The following is a 15,474-nucleotide window of genomic DNA, read 5'->3' on the forward strand; positions in this document are numbered from 1 at the left end:
CCTTTTATGATTATCAAACAACTATTGTAAATTCAAAAAATGATGTTAATTATCATTTATATACAATTTCTGTATTTGCTTTTTTGCATCATCTAATGCTTCTTTACTACTTTTTTCACCAATCAATGCCGATTTAATTTGGCTTTGAAGAATTCTATCAATTTCTTTCCATTTTTCATGTCTTGGAATTATTTTAGTATATGACAACGAATTTTCTATTCTCTTAACTTTATTATCATACATATATAAATCCGTTATCCCTGTCTTTACAGGAAATACTCCTAAATCCTCTAATTCTCTTTGATATTTTTCTTGAGTAATATATTTTAAAAACTTCACACACATCTTAAGTTTTGCTTCGTCTTCCTGTTTAAATATACCGTATGCACTTACGCTGTTATTAAGTGATACAGGCAATTTCATATCTCCTATAGGATAATTTGCCACAGTAAACTCAAAACCTTCTCCTTTATTTTTAAGATTTTCTAAAACCCTTAAAGCCCAAGTACCAGTCGGATATACCGCTACATTTTTCTTTTTATAAAACATTTCCCACGCTTCATTTTCATTTAATATTCCAAAATCTTCAGGAGTTACTTTGTATTTATATTTTAAATCAATCAATTTATTTAAACCTTTAAGTGCCTTGTCTCCATAAAAAACATACTCGCCGCTATTTTCATCAATTATATCAGCACCATCACTTAGTATAATCCCCCATACATTATAATAGTTAGGTTTAATAAAAGAAGTAAATCCATAATGGTCTATCTCACCATCATTATCTGAATCCCATGTCAGCATTTTCATTTTTTCAACAAATTCCTCATAAGTCCAATTACCATCAATCGGCGGTTCAACTCCTCGCTCTATGAAAAGGTCTAAATTTAAATACATAACATAAGTCGTCATCATAAAGGGTACTCCCCACATTTTACCGTTATATGTAACGGCTCTCAAAGCCTGACATTTGAATTTGTTTTTTTCTTCTTTAGTAAAATAATTATCTAAAGGCTCTAATATACCTTTTTTCATATAATTAAAATCGGCTGCTATTGGGGCAATATCTGGATATCTACCTGTTTTTACAGCTTCTTCTAATTGGGTAGTACCTTTCTTCCAATCAATAGGTTTAAATTCTATATAAACACCAGGATTCTCTCTTTCAAACTTTTTAATTTTATCTAATATCCATCCGTACCTACTACCAGTTTTAACATTTAATCTTGGAAAATCCCAAAGAGTTATTACTCCTTTCCACGGCTCTTCTTTTTCTATTCTCTTTTCATTTATTTGTTTTCTATAATTAACAATTAATAAAGGGCTAGATAATATCAATAAAACTACTATAATTTGCACAAATGCTTGTATTAGCTTTTTTTTCATACTATTGCACCTCCTAATTATAAATATTACTAGGAAGTGCTTAATATGTTTTAACTTCAAATACAAAATACGCGGCCAAAGGCCGCTAAACTTATATCTTATTTATATTCACTCAATAATGCCGCACCGATAATACCAGCATCATTACCTAATTCAGCTAAAAATATTTCGGCATGTTTTACTTCTTTATATAGAACATACTTAGAAACCTCTTTTCTTACTTTCTCTAATAAAAAATCTCCTGCTTTGGAAACCCCACCACCTATAGCTATTACATCAGGGTCCAAAACATTTATTAAATTAGTTATACCTATTCCTAAATACCTAACCATTCTATCGACTACCTTATTAGCCAATTGGTCGCCTTCTTTGGCACTATCGAATATTATCTTGCTATTTAATTTCATTAAATCATTGTTAACCTTTTCCAACAAAGTTGTTTCACATTGTTCTTCTTCTATTAATTTCTTAGCATATTTTATTACAGCCGTAGCTGAAGAAAAAGTTTCAAGACAACCATTATTTCCACAATTACAATCATAAAAATTTTCTCCTACAATCATATGCCCTATTTCTGAACCAGTTCCATGTACTCCACTATATACTTTGCCATCTATTATTATTCCGCCACCAACGCCTGTTCCTAATGTTATAAAAATAGAATTTTTATATCCTTTAGTAACGCCCTTGATGCTTTCAGCTATACCCGCTACAGTCGCATCATTTTCTATATAAATTGGAATATCAAATTCCTTTTTTAAATTTTCGCCAAGAGGTACATTTGTCCATCCTAAATTTGTACAATATATGATTTTATTACCTTCTGGATCCGCTACACCCGGTATACCTATTCCTATAGATTTTACTCTACTACCATTATCTTCTGCAATATTTAATAAACTTTTTATTAAACTAATAATATCCTTTTCTATTTCTGAATATCCTCTTTGTGCTTTAGTATCAATCTGCTTCTTATATACAATATTTCCCTCATTATCTACTAAACCTATCTTTATTGCAGTTCCACCAATATCTATTCCTATGTACATAATAATTCCTCCTCTACATTTCTGGTTTGATATAACTTTCCATAAATCTTTTTTTGCCTCTCGCTTTAAGAAAATTTTTAAATTTTTCCGCAGAAATATTAATTATAAGTTCTTCAGGCATATCAATCATCTCGAATATTTCGACTGCTTTTTCAAATCTTCCCACATCAAATGCAATATGCGAATCGCTACCAATTGCAATTTTTACACCATACTCTTTACACAACTTCGCTATTTTGATACAATTATCTCTGCTTCCTTTTCTACTTTTTAAAAATGAGCTATTATTTATTTCTATAAGCTTCCCAGTTTCTCTTGCTTTTAAAACAACTTTTTCATAATCAAGCGGAAAAGCTGGATTACCAGGATGAACAATTATGTCTACATATTTATTTTCCATAGCCTTTATTATTGCATTTGTGTTTTGCTCAACATTGCCGGGTTCAATACATGGTTCATGTAGTCCGGCTAAAACCAAATCTAATCCACTTAAATACTTTTCAGGAACATCAAGATTTCCATCATAATCTATAATATTGGCCTCAACGCCTTTAAGAATTTCTACACCATAAATTTTTTCAGGTATAACTTTTTGATTACCTATATGAAATAAATGAGGTCCTCCTGGCATATTAGGACCATGGTCGGTTATTCCCACTAATTTTAAACCTTTATTATTAGCTTCTCTAGCTATTTCCATAACTGTACTATATGCATGACCACTTGCAACAGTATGGCAATGAGTATCTACGAAAAATTTCATCTTTATCACATCCTCTCTTTTGTTATATAAATTTAATTCTTATCATGTTCATAAATAGACAAAAGTCTCTTATCCAGCTCTTCTGCTGCATTATATCCCATTCTCTTTTGCCTATGATTTCTAGCTGCTACCTCAACAATCATAGCTAAATTTCGGCCCGGTCTAACCGGAATAGTTATTTTAGGTACTTTCGTATCTAATATAACCGTATATTCTTCATCTAATCCTACTCTATCATATTCCTTTTTATCATCCCAATATTCAAGTTCAACTACCAAATCAATAATTTTAGAATTTCTTACGGCCCCTACCCCATACAACTTTTTAATATCTAATATCCCAATACCTCTTATTTCAAGAAAATATTTAATCAATTCAGGTGCCCTACCTCTTAAAATATTTTCTTCTACTTTTCTTATCTCAACGGCATCATCAGCGATAAGTCTATGTCCTCTTTTAATAAGTTCTAATGCCGTTTCACTCTTACCGACACCGCTTTTACCAGTAATTAATATACCTATTCCATATACCTCTACTAATACACCATGTATAGTTATTTGAGGTGCTAATATATCATCTAAGTAATTTATAAGCCTACTTGTAAATTTCGTAGTTGTCAGCTTCGTTCTTAAAATAGTCCTGCCAAACTCCTTCGCCCATTTTACCATCTCTGGAAAAACTTCTAGGTTTCTAGTGATTATTATAGCTGGTATTCTACATTCTAATAATCTCTTAATTCTTTCATCTCTTGTCTTTTCATCTAATGATGTTAAATAACTCCATTCAACATTTCCAATTAACTGAATTCTCTCATATGCAAAATGATTATAAAAGCCTGTAAGTTGAAGACCTGGTCTATTTATATCTTTTTCAGTAATTTCTATATCAGTTCTTTCAGGTTTATAAATTATCTCTAAGTTCATATCTTTTATTAAACTATCTATTGGTATAGACTTCATAATAACCTCCTATAAATATAAATTTTCAACCATATAGGATAAATATTGTCCCACACTGATTAAATAAACCAAAAAACTTCTCTTTTTAGTACATATTATATACTTTCATAAGGACTAAGTAAATAAGATTAAATTATTAGAGAAACTTTTATTTGTATCTATACAGTTTAACAATTATTATTAAAATTTAACATTTATTCTTTCAATTTTCTAAAATAATTATATACCTCTTCGGCTGCTTTAATATTCATTCCATCTACAGATTTTAATTCTTCTATAGAAGCATTTTTAATTTTTTCTATTGAACCGAAAAATTTGAGTAAAGCTTTTTTTCTTTTTTCCCCAATGCCTTTTATAGAATCTAACTGGGAACTAAAGAGTTTTTTATTCCTCAAACTTCTATGATAACTAATTGCAAATCTATGAGCTTCATCTTGTATTCTTGTAATCAACTTAAAACAATTAGAATTTTTTGATATATTTATTTCTTTATTTTCATATATTATTCCCCTAGTTCTATGAAAATCATCTTTAATCAAACCGCATACTGGAATATTTAAATTAAACTGCATAATAGCCTTTTTTGCTGCATTAACCTGACCTTTTCCTCCATCAACCATTACTAAATCAGGAAATATAGAAAAATTTCCCAAATCCATTTCATTTTCTTTCATAACCTCTCTTTCTTTCATTCCTCTTTCAAATCTTCTATAAATAATTTCTTCCATACTTTTATAATCGTTAGGCCCTGATACTGACTTAATTTTAAATCTCCTGTAATCACTTTTTTTAGGCTGTCCTTCTTGAAAAACTACCATTGAACCTACTGATTCTACACCTTGAATATTAGAAATATCAAAAGCCTCAATTCTTTCTGGTATCTTATCTAACCCTAATAAATCTGCTAATTCATTAAGAGCAGCTCTACTAAGTTGAATCTTTCTTTTGATTTTTTCACTTTGGTTTTCTAATGTTTCCATAGCATTTTTTCTCACCATTTCCATTAACAAATTTTTTTCTCCTCTAACAGGTACCTTTATTTGAACTTTAGAACCCCTCTTTTGACTTAACCATCTACTTATTAATTCTTCATCTTGTATATTAGTTTCTATCAAAATCTCTTTGGGAATAAAAGATGAATTCATATAAAATTGTTTTACAAACGAACTCAATATTTCACTTCTCGTAGTTTCAGATATGTCCGTTAAAATAAAATGCTCCCTACCTACTAATTTACCTCCACGCACAAAAAATACTTGTATGCATACATCTTCTATTCCTCTAGCCATCCCTATGATATCTTGATCTATTAAGGTAGAAGAAACTATCTTCTGTATCTCTAATATATGTTTTATCGAATTCAATTGATCTCTATATTTCGCTGCATTTTCAAAATCTAATTGTTTGGCTGCATTTTTCATTTTTTCTTCTATTAAATGCATTAACTTATCTTCTTTACCTCCAAGAAATAATAAAACTTCATGTACCATTTCCATATATTTTTCTTCATTTACGTTGCCTTGACAAGGCCCTAAACACTTACCAATAAAATAATTTAGACAGGGGCGCTCTTTCTTTTTTATACTATCTAAATTCTTTCTGCAATTTCTTAAAGGATATATGTTTCTAATAATTTCAAGCGTATCATTCACAGCAGATGCGCTAGTATATGGCCCAAAATATTTAGCCTTGTCTTTCTCTATTTTTCTAACTTTAATAACTCTAGGATATTTCTCATTAGTCGTAACCTTTATATACGGATATTGTTTATCATCTCTTAAAAGTATATTATATTTGGGTTTATGTTTTTTTATAAGATTACATTCTAGAATAAGAGCCTCTATTTCATTATCGGTTATTATATATTCAAATTCAGCAATGCTCTTTACCATTGCTTTAACTTTTGGAACTTTAGAACTAGAAGCCTGAAAATACTGTCTAACTCTCTTTTTAAGATTAACAGCCTTTCCAACGTATATAATCTGTCCATTTTCATCTTTCATTAGATACACACCCGGTTTATCGGGAAGTTTTTTTAATTCTTCATCTATATTAAACATATTTAAATCCCCTTTCAAACAACTTACAACTATCAACTTCTTGTATCTCATATCCATATTATATTCCAATCATAATATACCACAATTGCAGTTATTTTGAAATTTATATATAATTAATACAGTAGAATTTATAGTTGCATCTGAAAATACACAAAGGAGGAAATTTTTATGTCAAATACAAAAAAAACTGCAAACTTCATAATGGCTTTCTTTTCGACTATAATGTTTATATCTATTGTTTCTAGAATAATTATGCCATATATCTCTAATTTGAACGAAAACATAGTAAATAATGTAGTATTCCCAATTTTACTCACTATAGCGTTACTATTTTTTGGTTTTTTTCAAGGTTTACTAAGATATTCATATAATAAAAAAATACTAAGAAGCAGTTCAGTCCTTTTATCTGCCAGTACAGACAAGTTCAATTTAAATGAAAGACTTTGGTATTATCTTCTGGTAGCATTAATATATTTTTTACCAATATTAAAAAATCCATTATCTAGTAAAATGATTATAATAAGAATCATTTTATTTATAATAACTCTTGCGCTCATAGAAGTTCTATTAAAACTATCTAATAGAACAATAAAAATTTATTTTCTTAAAAATGGGATTTTAATAACAGGATTTGATATAAGAATAGGTTTACCAATTGTCTATGGAACTCAAATACACAATGATTCTGGATACTATAGCTATAATGACATAGAAAATTATTTTATCTTCCCAGATTATATAGACCTTTATTTAATACTTAAACAAGGTAAGTTAACTTTTAAATCTAATAGTGAACTTGCAAGACAAGTTTCCGGTATTTTAAAACAGAATAAAATAGAAATGAAAAAATTTACTTAAAAATGCTGAGGCTATTCCTCAGCATTTTATTTTTCCCATCATCTTTTCAATTAACTTAGTAATTTAAACATAATATTGAGCCTGTTTCTCCCACATCTTATAGAACATATTATTCTTATCTAAAATAAGCTCTTTAAATGTACCTTCTTGAATTATCCTTCCTTTATCCAATACATAAATATAATCGCACAATTTGCAACTAGACAGTCTATGAGATATAAAAATAGTAATTTTTTTATCCTTATTATTTTCTAAAGTACTGTTTAGCTTTTTATAAATTTCATATTCCATTATAGGGTCTAGTGATGAAGTAGGTTCATCAAAAATCATCACACTTGAATCCCTATATAATGCTCTTGCTATAGCAAGTTTTTGTTCCTCTCCTCCAGAAAACTCTATTCCATCTTTATCAAAAATTCTATAAATATTTGTCTCAAGTCCTTTTTTGAGCCTTCGTATCTTATCAGACAATCCCACATTAGCAATGACTTCTTTTACTTTTCTATAATTATAACTGCTATTTAAGATAATATTGTCTTTTATAGAAAAAGAAAATAATTTAAAATCTTGAAATACGCATGATAATTGTTTCATATAACTAGTATAATCAATGAATTGCAAATCCACCCCATTTATTAATATAATTCCACTAGTTGGTTTATAGAGTTTGCATAATATTTTAATCAATGTTGTCTTCCCCGCACCATTTAATCCAACAAGAGAATAGCTTTTACCTCTCTCTAAAGTTAAAGATACATTATCCAATGTCTTCTCTTTGCTTCTCGGATAATAAAAAGTTATATTTCTAAATTCAATCGTCTTTATTTCATTTATTTCAATACCTTTTTGAAAGTTTTTTTCACTATTTAGATAGTAAAATTCAAAATAAGGCTCTAAATAACGATTAAATATTTTTATATTTAAAAATGAAGCAATCATTCCCTGCAGTGTAGATGATAAGTTTTTGGTAGCACTTATCATAACTACCAATTCACCAATACTAATTTTTTTAGCATAGGCTAAATAAATTAATATAAAACTTACAACGAAAATTTGGATTTGTAAGTTAACGCCTAAAATACCTTTATACGAACCCTGCTTAAGTAATAATTTTCGAAATGCCTGTAAACTCTTTCTTTGATATTTTTTAAGTTTATCAATTATAATATTTTCTATTGAATATAACCTAATATCCTTTGCATATGTAAAATCTGTAATCACTTTCATGTAATATGAAAATTCTCGATTTAGTGGAATAACCGTATTCATAGTTTCCATTTCTACTTTTTTCGATTTTTTTGATATCATAGTATTTATTAATACTACAGTAATAACTACCAGTACTAATCCGAAATGTATACCTGAAATCATTAAAATAATAGCTACCAATGAAAAAATAGATGTAATACAATTACTAATTTCAACAATCATTCGGGGTATTATATTTTGATTTTTTATCGGAAATAGCGCTTTTTCTTTTAAATCCAATATTTCTGGATCTTCTATATTTTCATAGTCCATATTCATTGTTCTTTGTCCCAATTTTAGATTGATTGTTAGACTAATATCCTTACTTTTAACTTTCAACTTTGAATCGAAAAAGTTAATAGCAACGCTTAAAATTGCATTAACAACTAAAAATACTACTATTAAATATACTAATTTGCTATTGTTGTCATTGTATAATAAATTATCAATTACAATTAAAGGGAAATATATATTCATAAAAAGTTGTAAACTTTTTATAACTGCCATAAGTATAATAAAAGGAATATATGTCCCATCTATTTCATTAATGAGTTTAAACATTTTTGATAAAGTTTTTTTATTTAATTGGAACACACTAGAATTCATAATTATCTACCTCTTTGTAATATTGCGATTGTAATGCAAACATCTTTGCATAACTCCCATTTTTTCTCATTAATTCTTCATGAGTCCCCATTTCTTCGATAACTCCATTATTTAGATATATAATAGTGTCGCAAAATTTTGTACTTGCTAGTCGATGTGAGATAAATATAGTCGTTTTATCTTTAACTATATCATTAAATTGTTCATAAATCCTAGCCTCTGCTATAGGATCCAAATTTGCAGTTGGTTCATCAAAAATAAATATTGCCCCATCTTTATAAACCGCCCTAGCTAACATGAGCTTTTGTTTCTCTCCTCCAGATAATTCTATCCCTTCTTTATCCAAAAATTTTAATAACGGTGTATTTTCTTTTAAACTTAATGACTCTATCTTATTTTCTAGTCCGCTTACCTTGATAGCATTATGTAAACGCCGCATATTATCATCATCAAAGGCTATATTTTCTTTAACAGAAAATGCTAAAACTAAACTTTCCTGAAAGATAGTTGAAAATAATTTATAATAGCTATTTAAATCATATTCTGTAATATCATTTCCATTTAATAAAATTTTTCCGCTTGTTGGAGTATACAATCCTGTTAAAAGTTTAATTAAAGTGGTTTTCCCTGCTCCATTAGGCCCAACTATTGCCAACTTTGTCCCACTCTTTAATTTATAATTAATACCTTTAATTATCATTTCCTCTTTATTAGGATAATGGAAAAAAACATCTTTAAATTCTATATCATACGATTTTGATTTTTCAATTTGTCTGTACCGCTTTCGTGAATATTTATTACCGTATACAAACTCTCTAAAGTCTGAAATGACTAAATTCTGTTTTCTTATCTTCACTATATCCTCTACAATATTCCTTATCCATGTATCATAATTATATATAGTCTGGTAATAAATCACGAAATTAGAAATTTGTATTGTTCCATTCAATGTGTTTACAATTAGATACCAAAAAATAAATACATTTGTAAAAAAAGTAATTAACGTATTTATACAAGCAGCTTTATAGTATTTTTTTTCTATAGAAGATTCAACTTTTAAAACATTGTCTTTATATTTGTTAAACTTATTTGTAAATAAATCGGATAAATTAAAAATTCGTATTTCTTTTCCATATGAAAAATCAGTCATGATGTTTTCAATATAAAAAAGAACTCTTTGATGGAATGCAATATCATCTTTTACATCATATTCATATTTTTTAACATTCCATACTAACATATTGTTAATTAAAATACTTATAATCAGAATAGTTATAATAATTGGACTTAATGTTAATAAAATCCAACTATATCCGATTAATACAATTATATTGGTAAAAAATGAAAACAAAGTATGATATACACCCTCTATTCCTTCTGAATTGTTATTTATTGCCCGGAATGCTATATGCATCTGATTAAGTTTGTCCTTATCTTCAGTATATTGATATTCCATAGACATACATGTTCTGCTATAAAGAAGTAAAAATCTATTTCTTAATCTCATAATACGAGCATAAATATCACCATCAAGATACTCTCCAAAATATGTAAATATAATCAAAAATACAGTGAGTATCCCTATCTGGAACAAAAGTTTATTAATAGCAATATCGTTTTGCAACCCTTCTATTATAACTTTAGGATATAATAAAAGGATAATTGGCTTTATTGCATGCAAAAAAGAGTTAATAAAAGAAAGTATAAAAAGCCATTTATCCCACTCGAAAGCTTTCTTTATTAAAAAAGCAATATTCCCTTTTTTTAGTTTATTCTTCATTTTTATCATTCCTAACGTTACCAATTTATCAAACGTTTTTAATGCCTCTACAAAACTTTTGCAATTTATCAATTCGTTGGACTTTCAAAAATCCAATAAAAATATCAAAACCATCTATAATCAAATCTTTACAATTACTATCGTAAACATTTTTGTATAAAGCCTGCCCCTTATATTGTCAAAGATTTTAATGTAACATTCAACTCAACCTATTCGATTTCACTTAAAAATTTTCTTCTACATATTTCTGTACTCTTTTTGCTAAAATTGGTTGTATCAATGGATATGTTAAATCCTTTGGCAATTCATCTACTAATTTTATTTCTGCTATCTCTGTTTGCGGTAATTCTCCAAGTTCCCTGATTTCTGCATAAAATAATTGCCCATACGTCTCTTGCTCTCCATTGTTTACCGAATATATATTAACCGGATAAATTGTAAAATCTATTGCTCCTGTTTCTTCAAAAAGTTCTCTTGACGCTGCAGCTTCTACGCTTTCTGAAGGTTCAATATGTCCAGCAGGTATTTCCCAAGTATTTCTTTCTTTATGTCTTACTAAAACCCATTTATCGTTAAACTTAGCCATTATAACTACAAAAATAAGCTTATTTTCTTCAATTTCATTACAATCATAAAACTTTACTTCAAGCACTACTCTCATCCTTTCAATATAAATTTATTGCACGCTCATTATCTTCCCTTACTTTTAAATTTATTTTTTTAATAATTCCACTAGATTTCGCCCATTCAATTAACTCTTTAATTAATTGCGATGCTATTCCCATGTTCCAATATTCTTTTTTTTACGCTTATACCAAATTCCCCAGCATGTTTTAATCTCCGTCTATTACTACCTTTAAAACTCAAATTTCCTACTATTTCGCCTTCTATTTCAGCAATTAAAAATAATTTATTATCAAAATTATAATATATCATTCAAAATTAATTTTTAATTTTAAATTCGCCAAACACTACAAAACTACTGATTATAAGAGTAGGCTTATCCGCATCAAACTTATTTTTTGTTACTTTATCATTACAATCAGCAAAAATATGTGTTCCTTTTACAATTACATTCCATTCTTCAGGAACGCAAATATTTACTTCTCCAAAAACTATTAAAACATCTATCTTTATCTCCTGTTCTCCTGATATGCAAGCCTCTCTTAAATCAACATCAGCTCCACCAAATACTACTGTAATACTCCCACCTTTGAAATTTCGAGATATATTTTTATTATTAGAACTTGAAAACAAAGTAAACACACCTAAAGTATCTTTAGAACTTACTTTCCAAACACCATCTTTAGAAGAAAATAAAACATACACACCTATTAAAATAATAACTATAGGCCAAAACAAGTTATATTCAAATATGTTAAAATATTGAGAATTTCTTAATTGGAATATCCCACCTATAATTATTAATATAATCCCTGTTGTTTTTGAAATAGAGTCCGTTAACAATTTATATACGCCAATCACAATTAATATCGATGTCCAATACTTTGAGATGAATTCTCCAATAGTTATATCAACCATCCCGAATTCACCCAGTAATAAAAAAATACCAATAAAAACTAACAAAATACCAAATATTTTCTTTCCGTTCATAATTATTCCTCCTTTTATAAGTCCATAGCATTAAAGATTTAAAGTAAAACCTTTCAATTAAACTCTTATAAAATTAATCACCTTACAAATACCATAACTAACTATAAATAAATGTAATATCAAAACAATTCCCCTTGTATATACTAAATTTCTATCTGGTACAATAACACCTTTTGACCCTAAAAAACCAGCAACTAATAATAGTATCAAAGTAGCTTCGAATAAAACAACTAATAACTTTGATATATTACAATGGCTAAATTTTAAAAATAAAAATATAATAAAACAAAATGCAATACTAAAACCATTGAATATAAAATATGTATGCATAGTATTAAGTTCTACATCTTCACCTATAAAAATATATGTCATAAACCAAATTAACATTATAAAAACATATGCAAATATAAAAACAAAATTGAACGCCCTTGAATTAAATATTTTTTTTAACATTTTATGCCTCCTGCAAATAGTTATTTTCATATACTGCCTTTTCAATATCGCTATCTTTTATCCCTTGTTTATATAATTTCTCTAACCACTTACTCATTGACAATTTTTTCATTACTTCATCATATGTCATATTTAAAGGTTCGCCCCATTCTTTATTTAGTACACTTTTAAAAGCTTCAGCAATTTTAAGAGCTTTTTCAGTTTCTAGTTTCCACTCATAATTATAGGCTAAATGGGACAATACAATATAAGTCTGCCAACCTTTCAATGTTAATTCCCACTTGCCATCTTCTTGTTTAATAAAATTATTTTTTGAAAGATTAATTAACTCCTTTTCAATATCATCAATTGGAATATGTAATTTTTCTGCCAATTCCAAAGTTCCAATGCTTTCTGACTTAATACTAATATACTCCAAAATTTTTAATGCATTATAATTCATTAAAGGTTTTAGATATTTTATTAATGTATCTACATCTCTTATTAAATATGGCAAAAACGACGGAGTTATAGTCGTGGAGTACCATCTTGATTTCTTTCCCATACCTTTTTGCCAACATGCCATTACTGCAATATTCTCTAAACCTCTTTCTCTACATAAAGTTTGCAACGTATCTAAAACCACATCTTGTCCACAAACATTACTTGCACACATCACAGCTTTTTCTTCTTCTGACATTAGTTCTTCATCTATCTCTTTCAATCTCGCTTTTAACCTATTAATTTCTGACCTTATTTTATATGCTTCAGAATTCATCAAACCTCTCCAATCTTAATAATTTATAAAATACATTTGTTATTTAGAATTATAGTGATAAGTTAATTGTTCATTTTCTTTCTGGTTAAGAAAATATATCTTTTCGTATATCAAAATTCCATCTTTATCCCATCGTCTTGGTGTATACTTAAAATCACTTGTCCCTTTTGCAATTATCCTTTTCTCTCGGGTTTCAACATTATATATAGTTAAATCAACAGTCCCTGATAACTCAATTGGAGTAATAGGCTGTATATCACTTATAGTTCCTAAAGCTATCCACTTAGAATCATAAGACCATAGCGGCACTCCCGTATATGTAATACCATCAATTATCTTAAAATTATCTGTCGAAACAATAAATCCCCATCGTTCACAAGAAGTGCCCGTATCTACAAAAACATACTTACTATTTGGCGACCATATGAATTCACAAATCCTATCTTCATCTTCTCCTATGCTTACAGGTTTTTTCTTGCCAACTGTCCAAATATACATCTGTCCATACCAACCTTCAGTATCTCCTAGAACGAAAGCAACTTGTCGGCCGTCATAAGACCAAGTAACTGCATATATATCCTTTCGCTCTTTAAGTTTGGCCTCTATATTTTCTCTAGTGCTATTTAATACCTCTAATATTTCATCTTTAGTATTATTTTTTATGGCAATAGATGTATCTTGCTCATTTGGTTCACTTTTTTTATTTATTACTTGGTTTTCTTTAGCACATCCTGACATAAAAAGGAACAGTAACATTACAATAAATATCAATCTATATGATTTTTTATAAAATATATAAAAATCTTTCAAACTGACCCCCCCTTACTAACTGTCAACTTTTATTTATGTACCTTTTTATTTTTTTACTTACTTCTACTGCTTCTTTTCTATTTAAAGCAGGTGCTTCAAAACTATAATGTAACTCCTTACTAAACCTATCTTCTATCTTGTGAAAATCTCCACTACCAGAAATTAAATCAAAATCTTTAGAAACATCTACCAATAATACTGTATTCCCATATTCATCTCTGGATATTAATGTATAATAATTCATTTTAAATTTCATTTCTAAAGCTACTCTTAAATTTCCAGCCTTTAAAGAAGAAACACTTAATTGTTTATTATTAATCATTAAAACACCTTCAAAGACATTTTGTGTTAATATATTTCTAGTTAATTTTCCTTTCAATCTTATATCAATAACTTCTCCTGCATCATCTTTATCTTGAACATATAGATATCCTTGATAACTTTTATCTACTTGCATTGGAATTTCATAAAAAATAATTAAAAATGTAAAAGCAATTAAAACAATTAAATATTTCTTATTTTTAATCAAATTCACCTCCTATATCTATTTGAATTTCCTAATAATCCTGATTATTTTTTATTAATCTAAAAAAGCATTGTAATAATAAACAATATCACTACTATAAACAATCCTAGCATAACAGACTTAATTAAATATTCCTCATGTTCTTTGCTTTTTTTCAAAAAATAATTATCAATAAGATAGCTTACAAGCCCAATCACGAAAGCTATCCCAGTAATAGTTATAAAGTCTTTTGTTGACAATAATGATTTATAAGATGATTTATCATTTATTTTAATTATTCCATTTATGAATAGTAAAATTGATATAATATAAAAACTTACTATACTAACTTTTCTATCTTTTTTCTTGAACACCTCATCTTTTTCACTCGTAATTTTACTGCGTTTAGGAGTTATAAACATGATATACTTACTATAATATTGCTCATCATAAGAAAATAAAACCGCCATAATAAATAAAATTGCTGATAATATAAACATTGTGGTACTTAACCCTAGTAAATAACTCAATATTAAATATAATATAACAATAAAAATCATAAATATAATCTCTCTCACTTCTATTCCTCCAATTAGTGCTCAAATAAAATACCAACCTCTTATTTT

Annotated in this window: 16 protein-coding genes; 1 reads left to right on the top strand and 15 read right to left on the bottom strand. The window is 27.9% G+C overall.

Translation table 11 applies throughout. The features are described from left to right. Positions 1–45 precede the first annotated feature (45 nt). The 5 genes from BUB51_RS00185 to uvrC form a co-directional block, all read right to left on the bottom strand. Positions 46–1,386, bottom strand: coding sequence for an ABC transporter substrate-binding protein (locus tag BUB51_RS00185; RefSeq protein ID WP_073194387.1), 1,341 nt, complete (start codon positions 1,384–1,386; stop codon positions 46–48). Between the two features lie 98 nt (positions 1,387–1,484). Further along, positions 1,485–2,435: an ROK family protein gene (locus BUB51_RS00190; protein ID WP_073194390.1), complete on the bottom strand. Its 951-nt coding sequence runs from the start codon at positions 2,433–2,435 to the stop codon at positions 1,485–1,487. A 13-nt stretch (positions 2,436–2,448) separates the two neighbouring features. Then, positions 2,449–3,198 (bottom strand): phosphatase, encoded by a 750-nt coding sequence (locus tag BUB51_RS00195; protein WP_035162906.1) that lies wholly within the window; start codon positions 3,196–3,198, stop codon positions 2,449–2,451. 32 nt (positions 3,199–3,230) lie between these two features. Further along, the gene (gene hprK / locus BUB51_RS00200; RefSeq protein WP_073194392.1) at positions 3,231–4,157 is read right to left on the bottom strand and encodes an HPr(Ser) kinase/phosphatase; all 927 of its coding nucleotides are present in this window, start codon (positions 4,155–4,157) and stop codon (positions 3,231–3,233) included. Positions 4,158–4,351: 194 nt separating this feature from the next. After that, positions 4,352–6,217, bottom strand: coding sequence for an excinuclease ABC subunit UvrC (gene uvrC / locus BUB51_RS00205; protein ID WP_073194396.1), 1,866 nt, complete (start codon positions 6,215–6,217; stop codon positions 4,352–4,354). A gap of 168 nt (positions 6,218–6,385) precedes the next feature. Between uvrC and BUB51_RS00210 the strand changes: the two genes are divergently transcribed. Then, a complete protein-coding gene (locus tag BUB51_RS00210; RefSeq protein ID WP_073194399.1) occupies positions 6,386–7,075 on the top strand; it encodes a hypothetical protein in 690 nt (229 codons plus the stop codon). Between the two features lie 63 nt (positions 7,076–7,138). Here BUB51_RS00210 and BUB51_RS00215 read toward each other — a convergent pair whose 3' ends face one another. From BUB51_RS00215 to BUB51_RS00260, 10 genes are all read right to left on the bottom strand, one after another. After that, positions 7,139–8,929 (bottom strand): ABC transporter ATP-binding protein, encoded by a 1,791-nt coding sequence (locus BUB51_RS00215; RefSeq protein WP_073194401.1) that lies wholly within the window; start codon positions 8,927–8,929, stop codon positions 7,139–7,141. Further along, positions 8,919–10,709, bottom strand: coding sequence for an ABC transporter ATP-binding protein (locus BUB51_RS00220; protein WP_073194405.1), 1,791 nt, complete (start codon positions 10,707–10,709; stop codon positions 8,919–8,921). Before BUB51_RS00220 ends, BUB51_RS00215 begins: the two co-directional genes overlap by 11 nt. 223 nt (positions 10,710–10,932) lie before the next feature. Then, positions 10,933–11,361, bottom strand: coding sequence for an NUDIX hydrolase (locus BUB51_RS00225; protein WP_073194407.1), 429 nt, complete (start codon positions 11,359–11,361; stop codon positions 10,933–10,935). Positions 11,362–11,374: 13 nt separating this feature from the next. Next, on the bottom strand, positions 11,375–11,494 hold the full coding sequence (locus tag BUB51_RS13650; RefSeq protein ID WP_200791861.1) for a GNAT family N-acetyltransferase: 120 nt from the start codon (positions 11,492–11,494) through the stop codon (positions 11,375–11,377). 157 nt (positions 11,495–11,651) lie between these two features. Continuing rightward, positions 11,652–12,323, bottom strand: coding sequence for a LiaF transmembrane domain-containing protein (locus BUB51_RS00235; RefSeq protein ID WP_073194410.1), 672 nt, complete (start codon positions 12,321–12,323; stop codon positions 11,652–11,654). 57 nt (positions 12,324–12,380) lie between these two features. Continuing rightward, on the bottom strand, positions 12,381–12,776 hold the full coding sequence (locus BUB51_RS00240; RefSeq protein ID WP_073194413.1) for a hypothetical protein: 396 nt from the start codon (positions 12,774–12,776) through the stop codon (positions 12,381–12,383). 1 nt (position 12,777) lies between these two features. Further along, complete coding sequence (locus tag BUB51_RS00245; RefSeq protein ID WP_073194415.1) at positions 12,778–13,533, bottom strand: hypothetical protein; 756 nt, start codon at positions 13,531–13,533, stop codon at positions 12,778–12,780. Between the two features lie 39 nt (positions 13,534–13,572). Continuing rightward, positions 13,573–14,343, bottom strand: coding sequence for a hypothetical protein (locus tag BUB51_RS00250; RefSeq protein ID WP_073194418.1), 771 nt, complete (start codon positions 14,341–14,343; stop codon positions 13,573–13,575). A gap of 22 nt (positions 14,344–14,365) precedes the next feature. Next, complete coding sequence (locus BUB51_RS00255) at positions 14,366–14,872, bottom strand: hypothetical protein (RefSeq protein WP_073194421.1); 507 nt, start codon at positions 14,870–14,872, stop codon at positions 14,366–14,368. A 56-nt stretch (positions 14,873–14,928) separates the two neighbouring features. Beyond that, a complete protein-coding gene (locus tag BUB51_RS00260) occupies positions 14,929–15,426 on the bottom strand; it encodes a hypothetical protein (protein ID WP_073194424.1) in 498 nt (165 codons plus the stop codon). Between the last annotated feature and the right edge of the window lie 48 nt (positions 15,427–15,474).

Source organism: Caloranaerobacter azorensis DSM 13643 (assembly GCF_900129995.1).
GTDB classification, from domain to species: Bacteria; Bacillota; Clostridia; order Tissierellales; family Thermohalobacteraceae; genus Caloranaerobacter; species Caloranaerobacter azorensis.

What these genes read in the sequence shown, in the direction of transcription:
- BUB51_RS13650 (WP_200791861.1), bottom strand. Translation starts at nt 11,494, where the DNA reads ATGGGAATAGCATCGCAATTAATTAAAGAGTTAATTGAATGGGCGAAA.
- BUB51_RS00240 (WP_073194413.1), bottom strand. Translation starts at nt 12,776, where the DNA reads ATGTTAAAAAAAATATTTAATTCAAGGGCGTTCAATTTTGTTTTTATA.
- hprK (WP_073194392.1), bottom strand. Translation starts at nt 4,157, where the DNA reads ATGAAGTCTATACCAATAGATAGTTTAATAAAAGATATGAACTTAGAG.
- BUB51_RS00215 (WP_073194401.1), bottom strand. Translation starts at nt 8,929, where the DNA reads ATGAATTCTAGTGTGTTCCAATTAAATAAAAAAACTTTATCAAAAATG.
- BUB51_RS00245 (WP_073194415.1), bottom strand. Translation starts at nt 13,533, where the DNA reads ATGAATTCTGAAGCATATAAAATAAGGTCAGAAATTAATAGGTTAAAA.
- BUB51_RS00190 (WP_073194390.1), bottom strand. Translation starts at nt 2,435, where the DNA reads ATGTACATAGGAATAGATATTGGTGGAACTGCAATAAAGATAGGTTTA.
- BUB51_RS00235 (WP_073194410.1), bottom strand. Translation starts at nt 12,323, where the DNA reads ATGAACGGAAAGAAAATATTTGGTATTTTGTTAGTTTTTATTGGTATT.
- BUB51_RS00195 (WP_035162906.1), bottom strand. Translation starts at nt 3,198, where the DNA reads ATGAAATTTTTCGTAGATACTCATTGCCATACTGTTGCAAGTGGTCAT.
- BUB51_RS00210 (WP_073194399.1), top strand. Translation starts at nt 6,386, where the DNA reads ATGTCAAATACAAAAAAAACTGCAAACTTCATAATGGCTTTCTTTTCG.
- BUB51_RS00220 (WP_073194405.1), bottom strand. Translation starts at nt 10,709, where the DNA reads ATGAAGAATAAACTAAAAAAAGGGAATATTGCTTTTTTAATAAAGAAA.
- uvrC (WP_073194396.1), bottom strand. Translation starts at nt 6,217, where the DNA reads ATGTTTAATATAGATGAAGAATTAAAAAAACTTCCCGATAAACCGGGT.
- BUB51_RS00185 (WP_073194387.1), bottom strand. Translation starts at nt 1,386, where the DNA reads ATGAAAAAAAAGCTAATACAAGCATTTGTGCAAATTATAGTAGTTTTA.